The following is a 15,932-nucleotide window of genomic DNA, read 5'->3' as shown; positions in this document are numbered from 1 at the left end:
ACCGCAATATTTTACATGTGACAGCAAAACATTACGCTAGCTTCCCTAACAACTTCGTCTTATTATATGGCTATTACTTTAAACGAGAAGGGACGAGTTCATGTAATGAGCATTCATCACCAATGGGCCGCCACACCGCCGCTTGGCTGGAATAGCTGGGACTGTTATGGCGCAGCCGTCAATGAAGAAGAGGTACGTGGGAACGCGCAATATATGGCTGAACATCTAAAACCTTACGGCTGGGAATATGTTGTTGTCGATATACAATGGTACGAACCTGGAGCCATTTCTTCGGCTTACCGTCCTTATGTCCCCCTGGAGATGGATGCTTTTTCCCGTCTCATACCAGCTGCAAACCGTTTTCCATCCGCTACAGATGGACAAGGTTTCAAGCCCTTGGCTGATTATATTCACAGCCTGGGATTGAAGTTTGGTATTCATATCATGAGAGGTATCCCACGACAAGCGGTTCATGCTGATACACCGATACTAGGGACAAACGCAAGCGCACGGTCCATTGCCAAAACATGGAATGGCGCGATTTGCAAGTGGAATACAGATATGTACGGCGTCGATCCATCAAAGGAAGGCGCACAGGCCTACTATGATTCCTTATTTCAGCTGTACGCCTCGTGGGGTGTCGACTATGTAAAAGTCGATGATATCGCCGATTCGCTACTCTACGGCATTCAACTAGACCAAATTCAACTCATACGGAAGGCGATTGATACGTGTGGACGTCCAATGGTGCTGAGCCTTTCTCCAGGTCCGGCACCGCTCGAGTTCGCTGAAGAGTTGAAGGCAAATGCCAACCTCTGGCGTATGACCGATGATTTCTGGGACATCTGGCGACTGCTCTATGGCATGTTCGAACGGTGTGAGAAATGGGCACCGCATGTCGGCTCAGGAAGTTGGCCGGATTGCGATATGCTGCCTCTCGGTCACATCGGCATTCGTTCCGTCGACGGCGGGGCTAGCGACCGCTGGACGCGATTCACAAAGGATGAGCAGAAAACAATGATGACACTTTGGGCGATTTTCCGCTCGCCTCTTATGTTTGGAGGAGAGTTAAGAGACAATGATGAGTGGACATTGTCCCTACTCACGAATGAAGAAGTGCTGGATGTCCTTCGTAACGGACGAGATGCCCGTCAATTGTACCGGGAGGAAGAGCGGATTGTGTGGACTTCGGAGGGGACCGATGGCGTCCGTTATGTCGCTCTGTTTAATGCTGGTGACGACATCCAGACCGTTCAAGTAACATCATTCCAACTTGGTGCTCCTGCAATCGGTAGTGTGCGTGACCTATGGAATCGCGAAGAACTCGGTACGCCAGATGAGCTTTCTTTTACACTTGATCCGCATGCGTCGATGCTGTTGAAGCTTTCTCTTTAAAACAAAAAAGCGATCTCTAGCCATATTGGCTAAAGGTCGCTTTTTTGAATTCTCAACCCTACCGATAAGCCCGCATCGCTTTGCGCAGCTCCTTTAACGTAGGCCGCTTGCCGTACATCAGCACGCCGGTGCGGTAGATCTTCGCCGCAAGCCAAGCCATTGCGCCGATCGACAACAACTGAATCGCAATCGAGATCGCGATTTGCCAGAATGGCGGCGTACTCATCCCAATCCGCAGGAACATGATGAGCGGTGAGAAGAAAGGCACGAAGGACATCGTGACCACGAAGCCCGCATTCGGCTGGTTCAACCCGAAGATCGCGATCATGAAGGCCGCTACAATGACGAGGGTAACTGGCATAATCGCTTGCCCCACATCCTCTGTTCGACTCACAAGCGAGCCTACAGCTGCGAAGACAGTGGCGTAGATGAAGAAGCCGAGCAAATAAAAGATCAAGAAATACACAATGAGCGATAGCTGCAAATCATGCCAACTTAAGTGCAAATCAGCAATCATAGATGAGCTGCCACTCAAGCTTAGATTAACGGCACCTACCGCAATCAACAGCCCAATTTGCGTTAACGCAAGCAAGCAAATCCCGATAATTTTGCCAAACATCTGCTTAAGCGGTGAGACACTTGTTATTAGCAATTCCATGACACGCGTGCTCTTCTCCGCCGTAATTTCTGTAGCCACCAAGTTTCCGAAGCCAATTACGCCCATGTATAAGAGAAATAACATGACATACACGAGTGCATAAGAAATCGCGATTTGCGACTCTGTTTTACCTGCGGCTGCTTGATCTGAGGTTGAAATTTGCACGGTCTCCAAGGATACTGGCGTTTGAAGATCCGTTTTTACGGCATCCGACAGGCCCGCACCTTGCAAGACGACATCCGTTTTGATGAGATGAAGCGTCGTTTGGAGCTTATTTTTCAACGAAAACTCCATGGTACCCTTGGATTTATAGATCAACTTCGGAAATCCGCCTTGCTTCGCATCGGCAATCTCCAAGAAGCCTTTAATCTTCTTATCCGCGATTTGCTGCTTCCCATAGGCTTCATTCGCTGCTGCGCTGCCTCCATCCGGCAGTGGCACAATGAGAATATCTGGTTTCGATTGATTATTGTAAAAGGCGGTCAGTTTGCCAGCTATGCTAGTTTGACTTGTTCCGAAAACGCCAATTTTGGTAGGTTCATCTGAAGATAATTGACTGATAATGGCGGGAAGATGAAACAAGACAGATAATACAATCATCAATATCAGCGTCATAATGCGGAAGGATTTCATGCGGAAACGCGTCATATAGGTAAATTTGATCACCGTTAATATCCTATTCATGGCTGTTCCCCACCTTCTGGATAAATATTTCATTCAGGGTTGGCTCCATGATTTGAAACCGCTGAACAGATGACCGTTCCATGGCAAAATGGAGAATGCCCTGCGCTGCTTCTGGATGCGCGATGCGAAGCTCGTACCCGTTATGTCCCTTGTTCACTGAGGTCACACCTGAAATCTCCTCCAAACCAGTTATGCTCGTCTCTGTCTCCAAAATGACTCTTTCCTTCGGAAAGCTCGCCTTAATATCCTTCAGACTGCCTTGAAGAATGGTGTTCGAGCGATGCAAGATGCAGATATTCTCACAGAGTTCCTCCACATGATCCATCCGATGGCTGGAAAATAAAATCGTTTTCCCCTCATCGCGCAGGCTTTTCACCGTTTTCTTCAGCAGTTCTACATTCACTGGATCGAGTCCACTGAAAGCTTCATCCAGAATTAGGATATCGGGATTGTGAATAACCGCGGCAATAAATTGAATCTTCTGCTGGTTCCCTTTGGACAACTCCTCAACCTTACGGTTGTAATAATCCGGAACATCGAACCGTTCCAACCACATCTTCAAACTGCGATCTGCTTCGCTACGTTTCATTCCCCGAAGCTCGGCTAAGTAAACGATCTGATCACTAATTTTCACTTTGGGGTAAAGGCCACGCTCTTCAGGCAAATAGCCCATTAAGCTTCGTAGTTCTTCCCGATACCCCTGTCCGTTCCACTGTATATTTCCTTCATCTGGGTATATAAGCCCGAGTACCATTCGCATCGTTGTCGTTTTACCGGCCCCATTGGCGCCTAACAAACCATAAATCTCTCCCTGCTTGACTTGCAGCCCAATGCGATTCACGGCAGTTTTATCCCCGTACTGCTTCGATACGTCTTGTACAATCAAAGGGTATGTCATCACTTGACCTGCCTTCCCTCACGAAATTGCTTACGTACACTATTTTACATGAAAATGGAAAAACAATGAATTTTTCTTCACATGAACAAAAAAAAGAGAAGCCATCAACGCTTCTCATAGCGATTCAACGCTAACTTCTGGATCTCAATCGCCCGATCAATTTTGGATGCTTTCATTTTACTAACGTAGCTATCGAACGCATCCAGCGGCTCGACACCGAGAATAATTTTCAGAGACATCTCATCGACGAGTGTCATCACATCCATCATAATGGAAGAAAATTCAGCACTCTCAAGCTCCGTCTTCGGAATTTGCGGTAACGTGTATGTTTCAACTTGCGTATCCGCCCAGATGCCAATGGCTTTCCTTTGCTCAGGCAAGGTGTAATATTGCTCAACATACCGAGCATCCTGAACAAAAGGCCCAAAATAGCTTGCTCTCGTATACATCGACAAGGCTTGCGATGGTGCCAGCTTGTCTGGATTCCGCAGGATCCAATCCGTATATGTCGGATAGCCGTCTTTTAACGTATAGCTCGTTCCTTCAATCCCGAAATTAAAGAGCATATGCCCTTCGTCGCTATAGCCGTAATCAAGCAGCTTCGCAGCCTCTGCCGCATGTTGACTATTACTTGAAATAGCTACCCCACCGGTACCTACATAAGCGTAGCTTTTCTGCCCGAATTTAGGCTTATCGCCTTTATGCAAGACGGGGTAAGGGGCAGCAGCAAATAAAGCTGATTTGATTTTCTCCTCGACAAGCGGCTGCCATTTCCCAATACCTGCTCCCGCATTCCAAATCGTTGCGCCACTTCGCCCCGTTACCATATTGGAGTCCATTGTCTTGGTATCCACGGAAGCGATATTCTTATCAATTAATCCTTCCTCATACCACCCTCGGAAAGTCGCCAAGAAATCTTGGTAGCCCTTCTCCATGGGACCAAACTTGACCTCACCATGATCTTGATAGAAGCCTTTGCGAATCCCATAAGCGCCTACAAAAGCGCCGCCTTCAATCCCGAACAGCGGATTCGGCACGCCTAGAAATGTCAACGGAGCTGCGATTCCTTTCTTCTCCTTGAATGCCTTAAGCACCGTATGCCATTCCTCTATCGTGGTTGGAACCTCTAGTCCAAGCTCGTTAAGCCAATCCTGACGGATAATGGGCCCTTGATACGTACGAAGCTTATCATCACCACGGATGAACGGGAAAACGTAATAGCTGCCGTCATCGGTCCGAATTTGCTTATCGATTTCGGGATGCTCCTTTAAGTATTGCTTCAGATTAGGCGCATACTTATCAATGACCTCATTTAATCTCAAAATATAGCCATCTTTGATCGCCTTTTCAGGTCCGCCAGGGAAGCTGTCCCACTCGTACTCCATCATATCAGGCAGGTCGCCGGAGGCTAATAAGACATTCATCGCTTCCTTGGCTTGATTCGCAGACGGCTGTATGAAGGAAAGTTGGACTCCAGTCCTCTTCTGCCATTCTTGGAAAAAGGGGATATCCTTGAATTTCGCTTTCACACTCGCGGCATTCCCATTCAACTCTGACCAATAGGTCAGCTTCGTAGCCGCTGTCACAGACGGCTCCTTATCCTTAACCGTAGCTGTAGGCTGCCCTGACGGTGTCGTAAGCGGCGTCGGGCTCTCAGATGAGCATGCTGTCAGCCCAAGGGTGATTATACCTAGGAGTAATAGTGTCTTGCTGCTAGCTCGTCTGCTCATTCTGTTCTCCTCTCCGCATGCATCTGTTTATCATCCTATCCTCATCAGTTCATTTCCTTATATTTCCCAGGCGTTATTCCCTCGTATTTCTTGAAAACACGAATAAATGTAGCCACTTCATTATAGCCAACTAGCCGCGCGATCTCCGAGATCGAGTCTTGCTTATAGCTGATCATCTTCTTCGCTTGTTGAATGCGGTATTTCGTGATGTAGTCGAGTAAGCCCTCACCTGTCTGATCTTTGAATAATTTAGATACGTAGCTGCCTCTTAAGGCAAAGTTTTCACCTATCGTATTCACATTCAAATTAGCATCTTGATACTGCTCCTCGATATATTGCATAACTTTCGCGATGAGCTCACGCAAGGTTTCCGTCCGTTCTTTCGTCTGGTTCGCTTCTATTTTAGAAGCCGCAAACACACATACCTCTCTGAGCAACAGCTGCAGCTCTTGCTGCATTTCCAGAATGGTGTCGCAGGCAATGATTTTATCCATCCATAACGGGTTATCCCCTAGCCAAGGCTGTGTAGTCCCGTCCCCCAGCTCATTCATCGCTTTCACCATCGTACCTACGAGATTGAAGATGAGACATCTAGCCAAAGTAAGCGACACCAGTGGCTTATCGAAATTACGTCCCACGATCTCGTTCATGCTAGCCGAGGCTTGCTCAATATCTCCCGTTTTGATGAGATTAATAATTTGCTGCTCTATTTGGAGCGGATAATAGTAACCCAGCTGCAGCTTATCGGCCGTGTCGATTCGGATTTCATCGTAAGTGATGATCTCTCTCTTCCCTCTGACCATCTTATATTCCATCGCGTCCAAAGCTTCACTATAAGCCTCGGCAACGCCAATCAGAGAAGGGTGAACACCACTAATGGAGATTGTTAAATCCATATGGAACCTTGTCAGGAATCGCTGCGCTTCTGCAGCAATCCAATCCATATCAAGTTTCCGCTCTGCCGCATCCGTTTCTGCGAAGTTCACCAAACACACCATCATATCATCGATCTCAGCCACATAACCCGCATGCTGGCGATGTCCGACGAGCTCTTCAACGACATTCGTGATGATGAACTGCATCAATTTTCTGCGCTCACTAATGTCCATACCTGGTAAATTCGTAGATATACTATCGGAATTCTCAACCGCAAACAAAATAACCGCGAAATGATTTGAAATCAAATCCATATGAAAGGTTTTGAACGCTTCCTCATACGAAACGAGCGAATCAATTCGCCCTTTCAACAATCGATTTAACATATTCGAACGAAGCACGTGATGGTGAGATTGTAGCTGCAGCGCGATTTGATCCTTCTCATTCCGTGTATGCGAGATCACTTTCTGAATGAAATGCAGTTCATTTCCATCAGCACGTTCTTCAAAAGCATTTTTATCAGAAATCGATTGAACCAAACGTTGAATCGGTGAGTAATTACGGCGTAGAAAGAACCAAGTTAGCACCGCTGCACCAAATAAGCTAATTAGTATGCTGATATAAGTAAACTTGCGGACATACTCCGCTTTTTCCCAATATATACGGCTTGGAATAATCAGCACATATTTCAAATCAGATACACCCGATTGAATATAGAAAAGCTCTGATTCTCCATCCTGTGAAGGTTTGTAAGTCACGTTATCCTCATCTTGCAATTGCTCCAAAATGAGATTCTTATTCACCGTCACAGGGACATTGGAGAGTAGAACTTGATTGTCATGATTAAGGATGACGATTTGCCCGCCGCTAAACCCTGAAATGCTTTCGATTGCCTTCTCGAATCGTTCCCTATCAGCCATCACAACGACAGTACCTGTCTGCTTACCATTCAGATCCTTGGGCAAGTGTGTGACGTACGCGATGGAGGAGGCAGATGGACCTGCATCTACGCGGGGAAGGATCAGAAATTGGTTATTCGTAGCTTGGTGGATCGTATCTAGCCATTGTTCATACCTGATGGTACCTGTATTGTGAATTGTATCAAACGCTGTATGCAGATCTCGCATATTTCCTGGACGAAGAATCGAAGCCTCCTGATCCCAAGTCACATAGAATTCATCGATTGTCGCATACGAGGTTTGGTACATCCGAAACTCTTTCACTAGTTGAAAAGCCAGATATTGATCATCATTGGTTCGCATATTGGAGTACATCAGACTTTGTAACTTAGCATTCCAAGTAATTTCCATATTCAACCGTTTCATCAAATCGAATTGCGTATCGATCGTGTAACGGACTTGTTTCAATAAGGAATCATTCGCACGATGGATTTCACTTTTTAATGCATGACTAGACTGCGAGTATATGAGGATGCTCATCAGCATAGGCACGAATAATACGGCACTGTAGGATAACAACCAGGTAAATATAATACTTTTTCTTTTGGGCCAAAAAAATCGAAGCTTCACTTGGATCTCCTCCCGCTGCGCACCTTGAAAATTCCTCTGAAGGGATTGTCTCCTTCACTCTATTATACCTCTGTTCGCAAGGGGAGGAATGTCCAAAATGACAAATCCGATTGATAAAAGCGCTACTAGGTCCCTATTTCCATGGTCTATCCCTTCAGGGAACCTACCATAACCCCTTTGACAAAGAAACGTTGTACAAATGGATAGACACATAGAATTGGCAATGTCGCCACGACGATCGTCGCATATTTGATGGTTTCTCCGATCTGGAAACGATCACCCGCATCAGCTCCCACGGACATGCCATCTGTTGAGTTGGATATTAAAATTTCCCTGAGAACGAGTTGTAACGGAAAGAGGTCTCTGTTTTTAATAAAGATCGATGCATAGAACCAACCATTCCATTTATCAACAGCATAGTACAGAATCATGACGGCAATGACGGGCATGGACAACGGGATGATGATTCGGAACAAAATCGTAAAGTGATTGGCCCCATCGATTTTGGCCGACTCCTCTAAGCTGTCTGGTATCGCCATAAATGCTGTTCGCATAATAATCAAATTAAATGTGGAGATCGAGAATGGAATAATCGTCGCCCATAGGGTGTCGAGTAAACCTACATTTTTGACGATCAAATAGAGCGGAATTAAGCCCCCGTGGAAGAACATCGTGATCACGATAATGATCATGAATGCCTTATTCCAGATCACATTTTTACGAGAGAGCACGTATGCGCCTAACGCTGTCATCAAGAGGTTGACAATAACACCTGCGACCACGATAAACATGGTGTTTCGGTAACCAATGAGAATTCCAGGGTTCTTCATAACCCCTTTATAGGCTTCCCAACTAAAGCCAAGTGATTTATATAAAATCCCTTTGTGCGCAACTAATTCATTCGCATTACTGAACGAAGCAAATAGTACGTATAGCAAAGGGTACAACGTAACCACAACAAGTAGGGTCAAAATCAAATGAATAGCAACATCGAATAGTCTTTCTACGAAACTAGGTCCTTTTCTCATCAACATCACCTCACCATAAGCTGCTTTCATTTACTTTACGACTAATGTAGTTTGCTGTAATGAGCAGGATTAGATTGATAACGGAATTAAATAAGCCAACCGCTGAGCTGTAGCTCCATCCGAACTCCAGCAACCCTTTACGATAGACGAAGGAAGAAATTACGTCCGCCGTTTCATAACTGACAGGATTATAGAGCAGAATGATTTTCTCAAATCCCACGTTCAATAAATTACCCATACGCAAAATAAACATAATCGCAATCGTCGGCATGATACCTGGTAATGTGATATACATCATCTGTTTCCAGCGACTTGCGCCATCCATACGTGCAGCTTCATACTGTTCCGTATCAATGCTCATTAACGCTGCAATATAAATAATAGATTCCCATCCAATACGTTGCCAAATCTCGGATAAAATGTAAATCGGTCGGAACAACTCCGCTTTCTGCAGCATCGCTTGCCCGTCATACCCGAAGGACATCGCGATATTGTTTATGACACCATCCGCATTCGTAAAGTCCGTAATAATCCCGCAAATAACGACTAGCGATATAAAATAAGGCATATACGTAATCGTTTGTGCGACTCGCTTGAATGTCTTACTTCGCACCTCATTAATCAAAAGCGCCAAAATAATCGGAGCAGGAAACTCAAATATCAAGGAGTACAAGGAGATAACCAGCGTATTTTTCAATATGCGCCAAAAGTAAAAAGAACTGAAAAAGTCATGAAAATGCTTAAAGCCTACCCATTCACTGCCAAGAATTCCCTTCATGGGTGAATACTCTTTAAAGGCAATTAAGGCTCCATACATCGGTGCATAATGGAAAATCAAGTAATAAGCGAGCACGGGTACCATCATGAGGTACAAGTACTTGTTGGCCATAAAATCACGGATATATCTATTTGTCCCCGTTCGTTGCTTCGTAAGCGTTACACTTTCCAGTGGCTGTGTATTCGCCATCTCCATCCTCACCCTCTCACCAGTTTACTTATAGAGAAGGGAGATCTTAGATCCCCCCCGCCTCTTCCTGCTTAACGAAACTTATCGAACTTATCGCTTGTTATAGCGATCAAGTGCTGCTTGCTGAATCTCGATAGCGCGGCTTAAATTCAAGGACTTCATTTTATCCACATACTTCTCAAAGCCATCTACAGGCTCGTTGCCCAAAATGATTTTCAGCGTCATTTCATCCACCAACGTGTTCATATCGCCCATGATTTTCGCATATTCAGAGCTTTCCTCTGGCGTTGGTGTTAATGGTGGCAAGCTGTATTTAGCGGTATCGGTTTTCTTCCACACATTGATCGCATCGCGTTGGGTCGGCAGTACAAAGAACTGTTCCGCATAACGCTTGTCTTGGATAAATGGACCGTTGTAGCTGCCGCGAATATACATGGACATCGCTTGTGCAGGTGCTAACTTATCTGGATTCTTCATCAGCAAATCCGTATATTTCGGGTAGCCATCCACCATCGCGTAGCTAACACCTTCTGTTCCGAAGTTGAAGAACATGTGACCAGCTTCACTGTACCCATAATCCAGCATCTTCACAGCTAATTCTGGATTCTTGGACTTCGCCGTTACCGCAACAATCCCTCCAGAGGAATACGGGTTATCCTTTTGCCCAAATTTCGGCGTATCGCCTTTCTTGAGTACCGGATATGGCGCTGCTACCAGCTGTGCTTTAGGATCTTTAGCCTGGATCAGTGGCTGCCATTTGCCTATTCCACCACCTGCGTTACCAATACTTGCCCCTGTCGCTCCCGTTGCGAAGCTGCCATCCAAGGCTTTCGTATCCACTGTAGCAATGTTCTTGTCTAGCAAGCCATCTTGAAACCATTGGTGGAACGTCTTCAAGTACTCTTTGAAGCCGCTTTCCGACGGTCCGAATTTGATTTTCCCATTATCCAAATAGAATCCACGGTTCACGCCAAATGCGCCTAAGAATGCACCGTTGTACGATTCATTGAAAAATCTTGGTTTGCTGATAAAGGATAATGGCGCGGCTGCACCTTTCTTCTCTTTAAACGCCTTCAATGTCGTTGTCCAGTCATCAATCGTTTCAGGTACAGGAAGTCCTAACTCATCTAACCAGTCTTTACGAATCATCGGGCCTTGGAAAACTTGTAGATACTCATCTCCACGAATGAAAGGGAAGGCATAATAGCTGCCGTTATCTGTTTTCACCATTTTGTCGACATCTGGATGCTCTTTGAGGTATTTCTTCAGGTTAGGCGCGTATTTATCAATCAGATCATTCAATTTCAAAATGTAACCATCTTTAATGGCTTTCTCAGGTCCACCTGGGAAATCACTCAGAAAGTTGTATTCGATCATATCTGGCAAATCGCCGGATGCGAGCATCACGTTTAGCGCTTCTTTGGCTTGCCCTGTCGGAGGCGCTAAGAATTTCAGCGGAACTCCGGTTTTCTTCTGCCATTCTTGGAAAAAGGGCACATCGGCATGTGTCGTTTTCACACCTGTTAAGTTCCCGTTCAACTCACCCCAATAGGTAAGTGTTTTATCCGTTGTCATCGGATATGTCATTGCGGTAGTTGTAGCTGGTGATTGTGACTCACTCGTTGTTGTCGTTGTTTCCGTCTTCGAGGAACAGGCAATGGCTGTACCCATCATCATGATAATCATGGTTGAAGCTAAAATTTTCTTCATTCGTTGACCCTCCACTACATGTTATGGTGAGATGCATCTCTTCCTTAAGCGTAGTGGAATCAATCGGATTAACCTATGAGCAATATGAAGAATGGCATGGTCATTTCATCATGTCAAATTGTTGATTTCTGCAATCCAATAGGCGAAATCACAAAATCAGCCCTAATTTAGACAAAAAAATAGCACGGAATGATGATCACTCACATCATTCCGTGCTATTTGTTACCTTTTACAAACCGAAAATGGCATCAATGACTGGCTTTGTTGTTCCGCCTGGATACAAGACATACAACAATACATAAACCATTACACCTGTTGGCGCTGTTAGCAGCCATACAATCGCTGCAACTTTACCGATTTTCTTATGTTTTAGGAATTTCTTTTTGTAAGCGAACCATAGCGTGACGAGGCCAAGAACGCCTCCTATTGTAGCCAAGGTGATATGGAAGAACAAGAACAAATGATAAGGCAATTTTAAGCTCTCCGGCCCACCAAATGCCGTGTTTCCTTCAAATAAGGTTCGGGACATGTAGATGATGAAAAAGGCTAAAGCGAAAATAGCGCCTAGAACCATCAGCTTTTCATGCGTATCCCGGTTTCCTTTGACGATATGATACCATCCGAATCCAACAAAAATGGCACTAATCACAATAAACATCGTAGAAATCGTGGGTAATATGTGCATCTTTCTAATCCTCTCTCTAAGCGCGATTCCAGTTCCCGCCTTGATTATTCAAGCTATCTTGTGATGGAATAGGATCCAATTCATCGTCATCCTTGCGCTCTCGGCGATACCAGCGGAAGAAAATATAAGCTAAAGTAGCTCCATATATAATTTCTTGCAATATCTTCATGATTACACCACCGAGCTGTTGATCATCGAGCGGTGACAAATGAGCAAACGGAACAGTGACGTTGTCATACATATCGTAGATAATTGAATCCGCAAAAATGATAAGCGCACATGCGGGTGTCAACAACACACCATTTCCGAAAATATACGCCATCTTCTTCAAATCGTTCAAGCGATTCAGCTCAGGAAGCGGACAGAATACTGGAAACCACATAATAAAGGCTGTCACTAAGAGCAACGTATGATAAGCAAGAAGCGGTATATCATTCTTCATCAGATAATCCATAATAAACGGCATATGGTAGATGGAGAATAGCATATTGAACATGAACAATGCGATCAAAGGCCGAGTAAAAAAGGAAAATAGACCGCGAAACACGATATTTTTCATGCAAGAACGAACCAACCAAGCCGGTGTTCCTAGCCAAATGAAGATCGGTACAATCAAGTAAAGAATCGTTTGTTGCAGCATGTGCATACTGAACAAGTAGTGATGCCCTATGTAGTTAATTGGACTTCCTTGCCCAATATAGAATAAGATTAGCCCCGCATAGAAGAGAAGCTGCTGTGAGATCGAAATTGGCTCTGATTTCGCAGCGCTCCCATTCCCTTTTACGACAAAGCGACCATAACTATATCCGATTACGATGACGATCAACAATAAAACAGGATTCCACAAATCAAAAAAACCACCAATCTGACTCATACCTGCATCTATCTCCTTTCAAGCTGACTACTTCCGAATAACTCTACTTAAAAAAAGAGGAGGCACTTTGTCTAGACAAAGTTGCCTCTTCTATCTTTTTTACCACCAAACCCAATATACGGCTGTGATTACACCGGTAAGAGCAACGAATGCTCCTGCGAAGATAAAGATTAGAGGGAACAAATGTCCTCTCTCTTTGGCATGCATCCAGAAAAGTAACTGAACGAGTGCCTGCACGATCCCGAGGGATACGATGAAAATCAAGATAAACGAACGATCCAAATCTCCGTAGAGTACGACAGCGAATGCCAACATCGTGAGTAGAATCGAGATAATGTAAGTCAAATAGTGATTTACGGGTGAATCGTGCTTAACCCGCTTGCTAGGTGCGTGTGTATCATGAGAATTGCTGCTCATTTAGTGACCCACCTTCCCCATCAGATAAACAACTGTGAAGATAAATACCCAGACTAAGTCGATAAAGTGCCAGTACAGGGATGCGACATAAAACTTAGGAGCCGTAACGACTGTAAGACCTTTCTTAAGTCCTTGGAAAATCAACAGTGTAATCCAGCAAACACCGAATGCTACGTGAGCACCGTGGAAACCAACCAACGTATAGAACGAGGTGGAGAAAGCACTTGTTGTAAACTTGTGTCCTTCATGCACATACTCGTAAAACTCGTAGATCTCCATTCCTAAGAACGAAAGACCGAACAAAACAGTTACTGCTAACCAAGCTAGCAATTGACCTACTTTTTGACGGTGCATCGCAATAATTGCGAATACACTCGTCAAACTGCTCGTTAAGAGTATAAACGTCGACCAACCAACTGTTTTGAGCTTGAAAAGCTCTTCAGCTGTTGGGCCATCCGGAACTGAGTTCCGAAGGGCAATGTAAGTTGCGAATAAGCAACCGAACAATACAACCTCTGCACCAAGGAAAAGCCAGAAGCCAAGAACTTTATTTTTCCCTTCGAGGGTAGCCGTTTCCGGATTAGCAGGCAGTGCGCCCGTGTGATGACTACTCATGCCTTTACCCCCTTATGATCGTCTTCCAATTCTTCTGGTTCAATATGCCAACCGTGGTCGTCATATACGGAACGCAAGAACATGGCAATGAAAGTAACTACGATACCTGCAGCAGCTACATAGTAGTTTTTGTACATAAAACCAAAACCAGCGATGAACAAACCAACAGACATCACAAGCGGCAAGATCGATGCCGAAGGCATGTGGATCGAACCAATTGGCTCAGCTGGTGTCATTTGCTTGTTACCAGCCATTTTTTCTTTCCAGAAAGCATCTAAACCGCGAACAAGCGGAGTTTGTTTGAAGTTGTACTCAGGTGCAGGTGATGGAATTGTCCACTCCAAGGAGCGTCCATCCCACGGATCTGCAGGAGCTGTCATTGGTTTTCTTGCTGTAGTGATAATGTTGATGAGGAACACCAACGTACCAATACCCATTAAGAATGCACCAACCGTTGAAACTAAGTTACCGACTTCGAGATCGTATCCTGGCTGATACGTAAAGACGCGTCGCGGCATCCCCATTAGTCCCAAGAAATGCTGCGGGAAGAATGTCAAATGGAAACCGATGAAGAACAACCAGAAATGCAATTTACCTAAGCCTTCACTTAGCATACGACCGAACATTTTCGGCCACCAGTAGTAAAGACCTGCGAACAAACCAAGTACTAGACCACCAACGATAACATAATGGAAATGCGCTACTACGAAGTACGTATCGTGGTACTGGAAGTCAGCCGCTGGAATCGCAAGCATAACCCCTGTAGTTCCACCCATAACGAATGTTGGAATAAACGCTGTTGCGAAGATATTCGCAGTTGTGAAGCGGATTTGACCACCCCAAAGTGTGAACAACCAGTTGAAGATTTTCACACCCGTTGGAACAGCAATCGCCATCGTAGCAATCGCGAAGATCGAGTTCGCTACTGGGCCTAGACCTGCTGTAAACATATGGTGAACCCAAACCATGAAGCCTAAGAAACCAATTAGCACTGTTGCAAATACCATGGAGCTGTATCCGAACAGACGTTTTTTCGAAAAAGTAGAAACAATCTCAGAAATAATACCGAAAGCTGGAAGAATCAAAATGTAAACTTCGGGATGCCCGAAAATCCAGAACAAGTGTTCCCAAAGCACATTGTTACCGCCTCTGGCTGCATCGAAGAATGCACCACCGAAGACGCGGTCAAACATTAGCTCAACCAATGCAACCGTGATTGCAGGGAAAGCAAGAACAATTAGACCTGAAGTTACAAAAGCAGACCAAGTAAACATTGGTAAACGCATGTATGTAAGCCCAGGAGCACGCATGTTGATAATCGTTACGAGGAAGTTAATCCCCCCGATTAGCGTACCGATACCTGCAATTTGCAAACCAAGAACGTAGAAGTCCGTTCCTTGCAAGTTGCCTTCAAGAGTTGCCCCCCAGTTTGAATCAGTGATCGAGGATAAAGGTGCGTATCCTGTCCAACCCGCATCTGGAGCTCCACCTAAGAACCAACTAGTGTTCATTAGCACGCCGCCGGCGAAGAATAACCAGAAACCAAGCGAGTTAACGAACGGGAACGCAACGTCCCTTGCACCAATTTGTAGAGGAACGATGGCATTCATGAAAGCGAAGATAACCGGCATGGCCGCAAAGAAAATCATCGTTGTTCCGTGCATCGTTGTTAATTGGTTAAATGAATCTCCAACAAAAATTTGTTGATCTGGATAAGCGAGTTGTATCCGAATCAAGATCGCTTCAAGTCCCCCTACGAGGAAGAAGAAGCCGCCCGCTAGTAAATACAGGATACCGATTTTCTTATGATCGACGGTAGTAAGCCAATCCATAAGCCCGGTATGTTTTTTTACTGGATGAGAGTGA

Annotated in this window: 13 protein-coding genes; 1 reads left to right on the top strand and 12 read right to left on the bottom strand. The window is 45.0% G+C overall.

Annotated elements, in window-relative coordinates; translation table 11 throughout:
- Positions 1–105 precede the first annotated feature (105 nt).
- Positions 106–1,395: a glycoside hydrolase family 27 protein gene (locus ACSQ8O_RS06070; protein WP_436240841.1), complete on the top strand. Its 1,290-nt coding sequence runs from the start codon at positions 106–108 to the stop codon at positions 1,393–1,395.
- A 58-nt stretch (positions 1,396–1,453) separates the two neighbouring features.
- On the opposite strand, the gene ACSQ8O_RS06065 is transcribed toward ACSQ8O_RS06070, so the two are convergent.
- From ACSQ8O_RS06065 to ctaD, 12 genes are all read right to left on the bottom strand, one after another.
- Positions 1,454–2,737: an ABC transporter permease gene (locus ACSQ8O_RS06065; protein ID WP_436240840.1), complete on the bottom strand. Its 1,284-nt coding sequence runs from the start codon at positions 2,735–2,737 to the stop codon at positions 1,454–1,456.
- A complete protein-coding gene (locus ACSQ8O_RS06060) occupies positions 2,730–3,635 on the bottom strand; it encodes an ABC transporter ATP-binding protein (RefSeq protein ID WP_436241952.1) in 906 nt (301 codons plus the stop codon). Before ACSQ8O_RS06060 ends, ACSQ8O_RS06065 begins: the two co-directional genes overlap by 8 nt.
- A 104-nt stretch (positions 3,636–3,739) precedes the next feature.
- On the bottom strand, positions 3,740–5,365 hold the full coding sequence (locus ACSQ8O_RS06055; protein ID WP_436240839.1) for an extracellular solute-binding protein: 1,626 nt from the start codon (positions 5,363–5,365) through the stop codon (positions 3,740–3,742).
- 44 nt (positions 5,366–5,409) lie between these two features.
- The gene (locus ACSQ8O_RS06050) at positions 5,410–7,770 is read right to left on the bottom strand and encodes a helix-turn-helix domain-containing protein (RefSeq protein WP_436240838.1); all 2,361 of its coding nucleotides are present in this window, start codon (positions 7,768–7,770) and stop codon (positions 5,410–5,412) included.
- A 146-nt stretch (positions 7,771–7,916) separates the two neighbouring features.
- On the bottom strand, positions 7,917–8,798 hold the full coding sequence (locus ACSQ8O_RS06045) for a carbohydrate ABC transporter permease (RefSeq protein ID WP_436240837.1): 882 nt from the start codon (positions 8,796–8,798) through the stop codon (positions 7,917–7,919).
- 10 nt (positions 8,799–8,808) lie between these two features.
- Entirely contained in the window at positions 8,809–9,765 is a 957-nt protein-coding gene (locus ACSQ8O_RS06040; protein WP_436240836.1) for an ABC transporter permease, read from the bottom strand.
- A gap of 90 nt (positions 9,766–9,855) precedes the next feature.
- On the bottom strand, positions 9,856–11,475 hold the full coding sequence (locus ACSQ8O_RS06035) for an extracellular solute-binding protein (RefSeq protein WP_436240835.1): 1,620 nt from the start codon (positions 11,473–11,475) through the stop codon (positions 9,856–9,858).
- 229 nt (positions 11,476–11,704) lie between these two features.
- On the bottom strand, positions 11,705–12,160 hold the full coding sequence (locus tag ACSQ8O_RS06030; protein ID WP_171632365.1) for a DUF420 domain-containing protein: 456 nt from the start codon (positions 12,158–12,160) through the stop codon (positions 11,705–11,707).
- 16 nt (positions 12,161–12,176) lie between these two features.
- Positions 12,177–13,034, bottom strand: a complete 858-nt coding sequence (locus ACSQ8O_RS06025) for a cytochrome c oxidase assembly protein (protein ID WP_436240834.1) — start codon at positions 13,032–13,034, stop codon at positions 12,177–12,179.
- Between the two features lie 99 nt (positions 13,035–13,133).
- Positions 13,134–13,451 carry a cytochrome C oxidase subunit IV family protein gene (locus ACSQ8O_RS06020; RefSeq protein ID WP_057315113.1) on the bottom strand — a complete coding sequence of 106 codons (318 nt, stop codon included), beginning with the start codon at positions 13,449–13,451 and terminating at the stop codon, positions 13,134–13,136.
- Positions 13,452–14,066 carry a cytochrome (ubi)quinol oxidase subunit III gene (locus tag ACSQ8O_RS06015; protein ID WP_056608276.1) on the bottom strand — a complete coding sequence of 205 codons (615 nt, stop codon included), beginning with the start codon at positions 14,064–14,066 and terminating at the stop codon, positions 13,452–13,454.
- On the bottom strand, positions 14,063–15,898 hold the full coding sequence (gene ctaD / locus ACSQ8O_RS06010) for a cytochrome c oxidase subunit I (RefSeq protein ID WP_171632673.1): 1,836 nt from the start codon (positions 15,896–15,898) through the stop codon (positions 14,063–14,065). Before ctaD ends, ACSQ8O_RS06015 begins: the two co-directional genes overlap by 4 nt.
- Positions 15,899–15,932: the final 34 nt, after the last annotated feature.

The organism is Paenibacillus sp. LjRoot56, from assembly GCF_964253335.1.
In the GTDB taxonomy this organism is placed as follows: Bacteria; Bacillota; Bacilli; order Paenibacillales; family NBRC-103111; genus Paenibacillus_E; species Paenibacillus_E allorhizoplanae.
This window is presented reverse-complemented; position numbering and strand designations above follow the sequence as displayed.

Excerpts from the sequence above, each read along its gene's own strand:
- ACSQ8O_RS06070 (WP_436240841.1), top strand. The coding sequence starts at position 106 with ATGAGCATTCATCACCAATGGGCCGCCACACCGCCGCTTGGCTGGAAT.
- ACSQ8O_RS06065 (WP_436240840.1), bottom strand. The coding sequence starts at position 2,737 with ATGAATAGGATATTAACGGTGATCAAATTTACCTATATGACGCGTTTC.
- ACSQ8O_RS06060 (WP_436241952.1), bottom strand. The coding sequence starts at position 3,635 with ATGACATACCCTTTGATTGTACAAGACGTATCGAAGCAGTACGGGGAT.
- ACSQ8O_RS06055 (WP_436240839.1), bottom strand. The coding sequence starts at position 5,365 with ATGAGCAGACGAGCTAGCAGCAAGACACTATTACTCCTAGGTATAATC.
- ACSQ8O_RS06045 (WP_436240837.1), bottom strand. The coding sequence starts at position 8,798 with ATGAGAAAAGGACCTAGTTTCGTAGAAAGACTATTCGATGTTGCTATT.
- ACSQ8O_RS06040 (WP_436240836.1), bottom strand. The coding sequence starts at position 9,765 with ATGGCGAATACACAGCCACTGGAAAGTGTAACGCTTACGAAGCAACGA.
- ACSQ8O_RS06035 (WP_436240835.1), bottom strand. The coding sequence starts at position 11,475 with ATGAAGAAAATTTTAGCTTCAACCATGATTATCATGATGATGGGTACA.
- ACSQ8O_RS06030 (WP_171632365.1), bottom strand. The coding sequence starts at position 12,160 with ATGCACATATTACCCACGATTTCTACGATGTTTATTGTGATTAGTGCC.
- ACSQ8O_RS06025 (WP_436240834.1), bottom strand. The coding sequence starts at position 13,034 with ATGAGTCAGATTGGTGGTTTTTTTGATTTGTGGAATCCTGTTTTATTG.
- ACSQ8O_RS06020 (WP_057315113.1), bottom strand. The coding sequence starts at position 13,451 with ATGAGCAGCAATTCTCATGATACACACGCACCTAGCAAGCGGGTTAAG.
- ACSQ8O_RS06015 (WP_056608276.1), bottom strand. The coding sequence starts at position 14,066 with ATGAGTAGTCATCACACGGGCGCACTGCCTGCTAATCCGGAAACGGCT.
- ctaD (WP_171632673.1), bottom strand. The coding sequence starts at position 15,898 with ATGGATTGGCTTACTACCGTCGATCATAAGAAAATCGGTATCCTGTAT.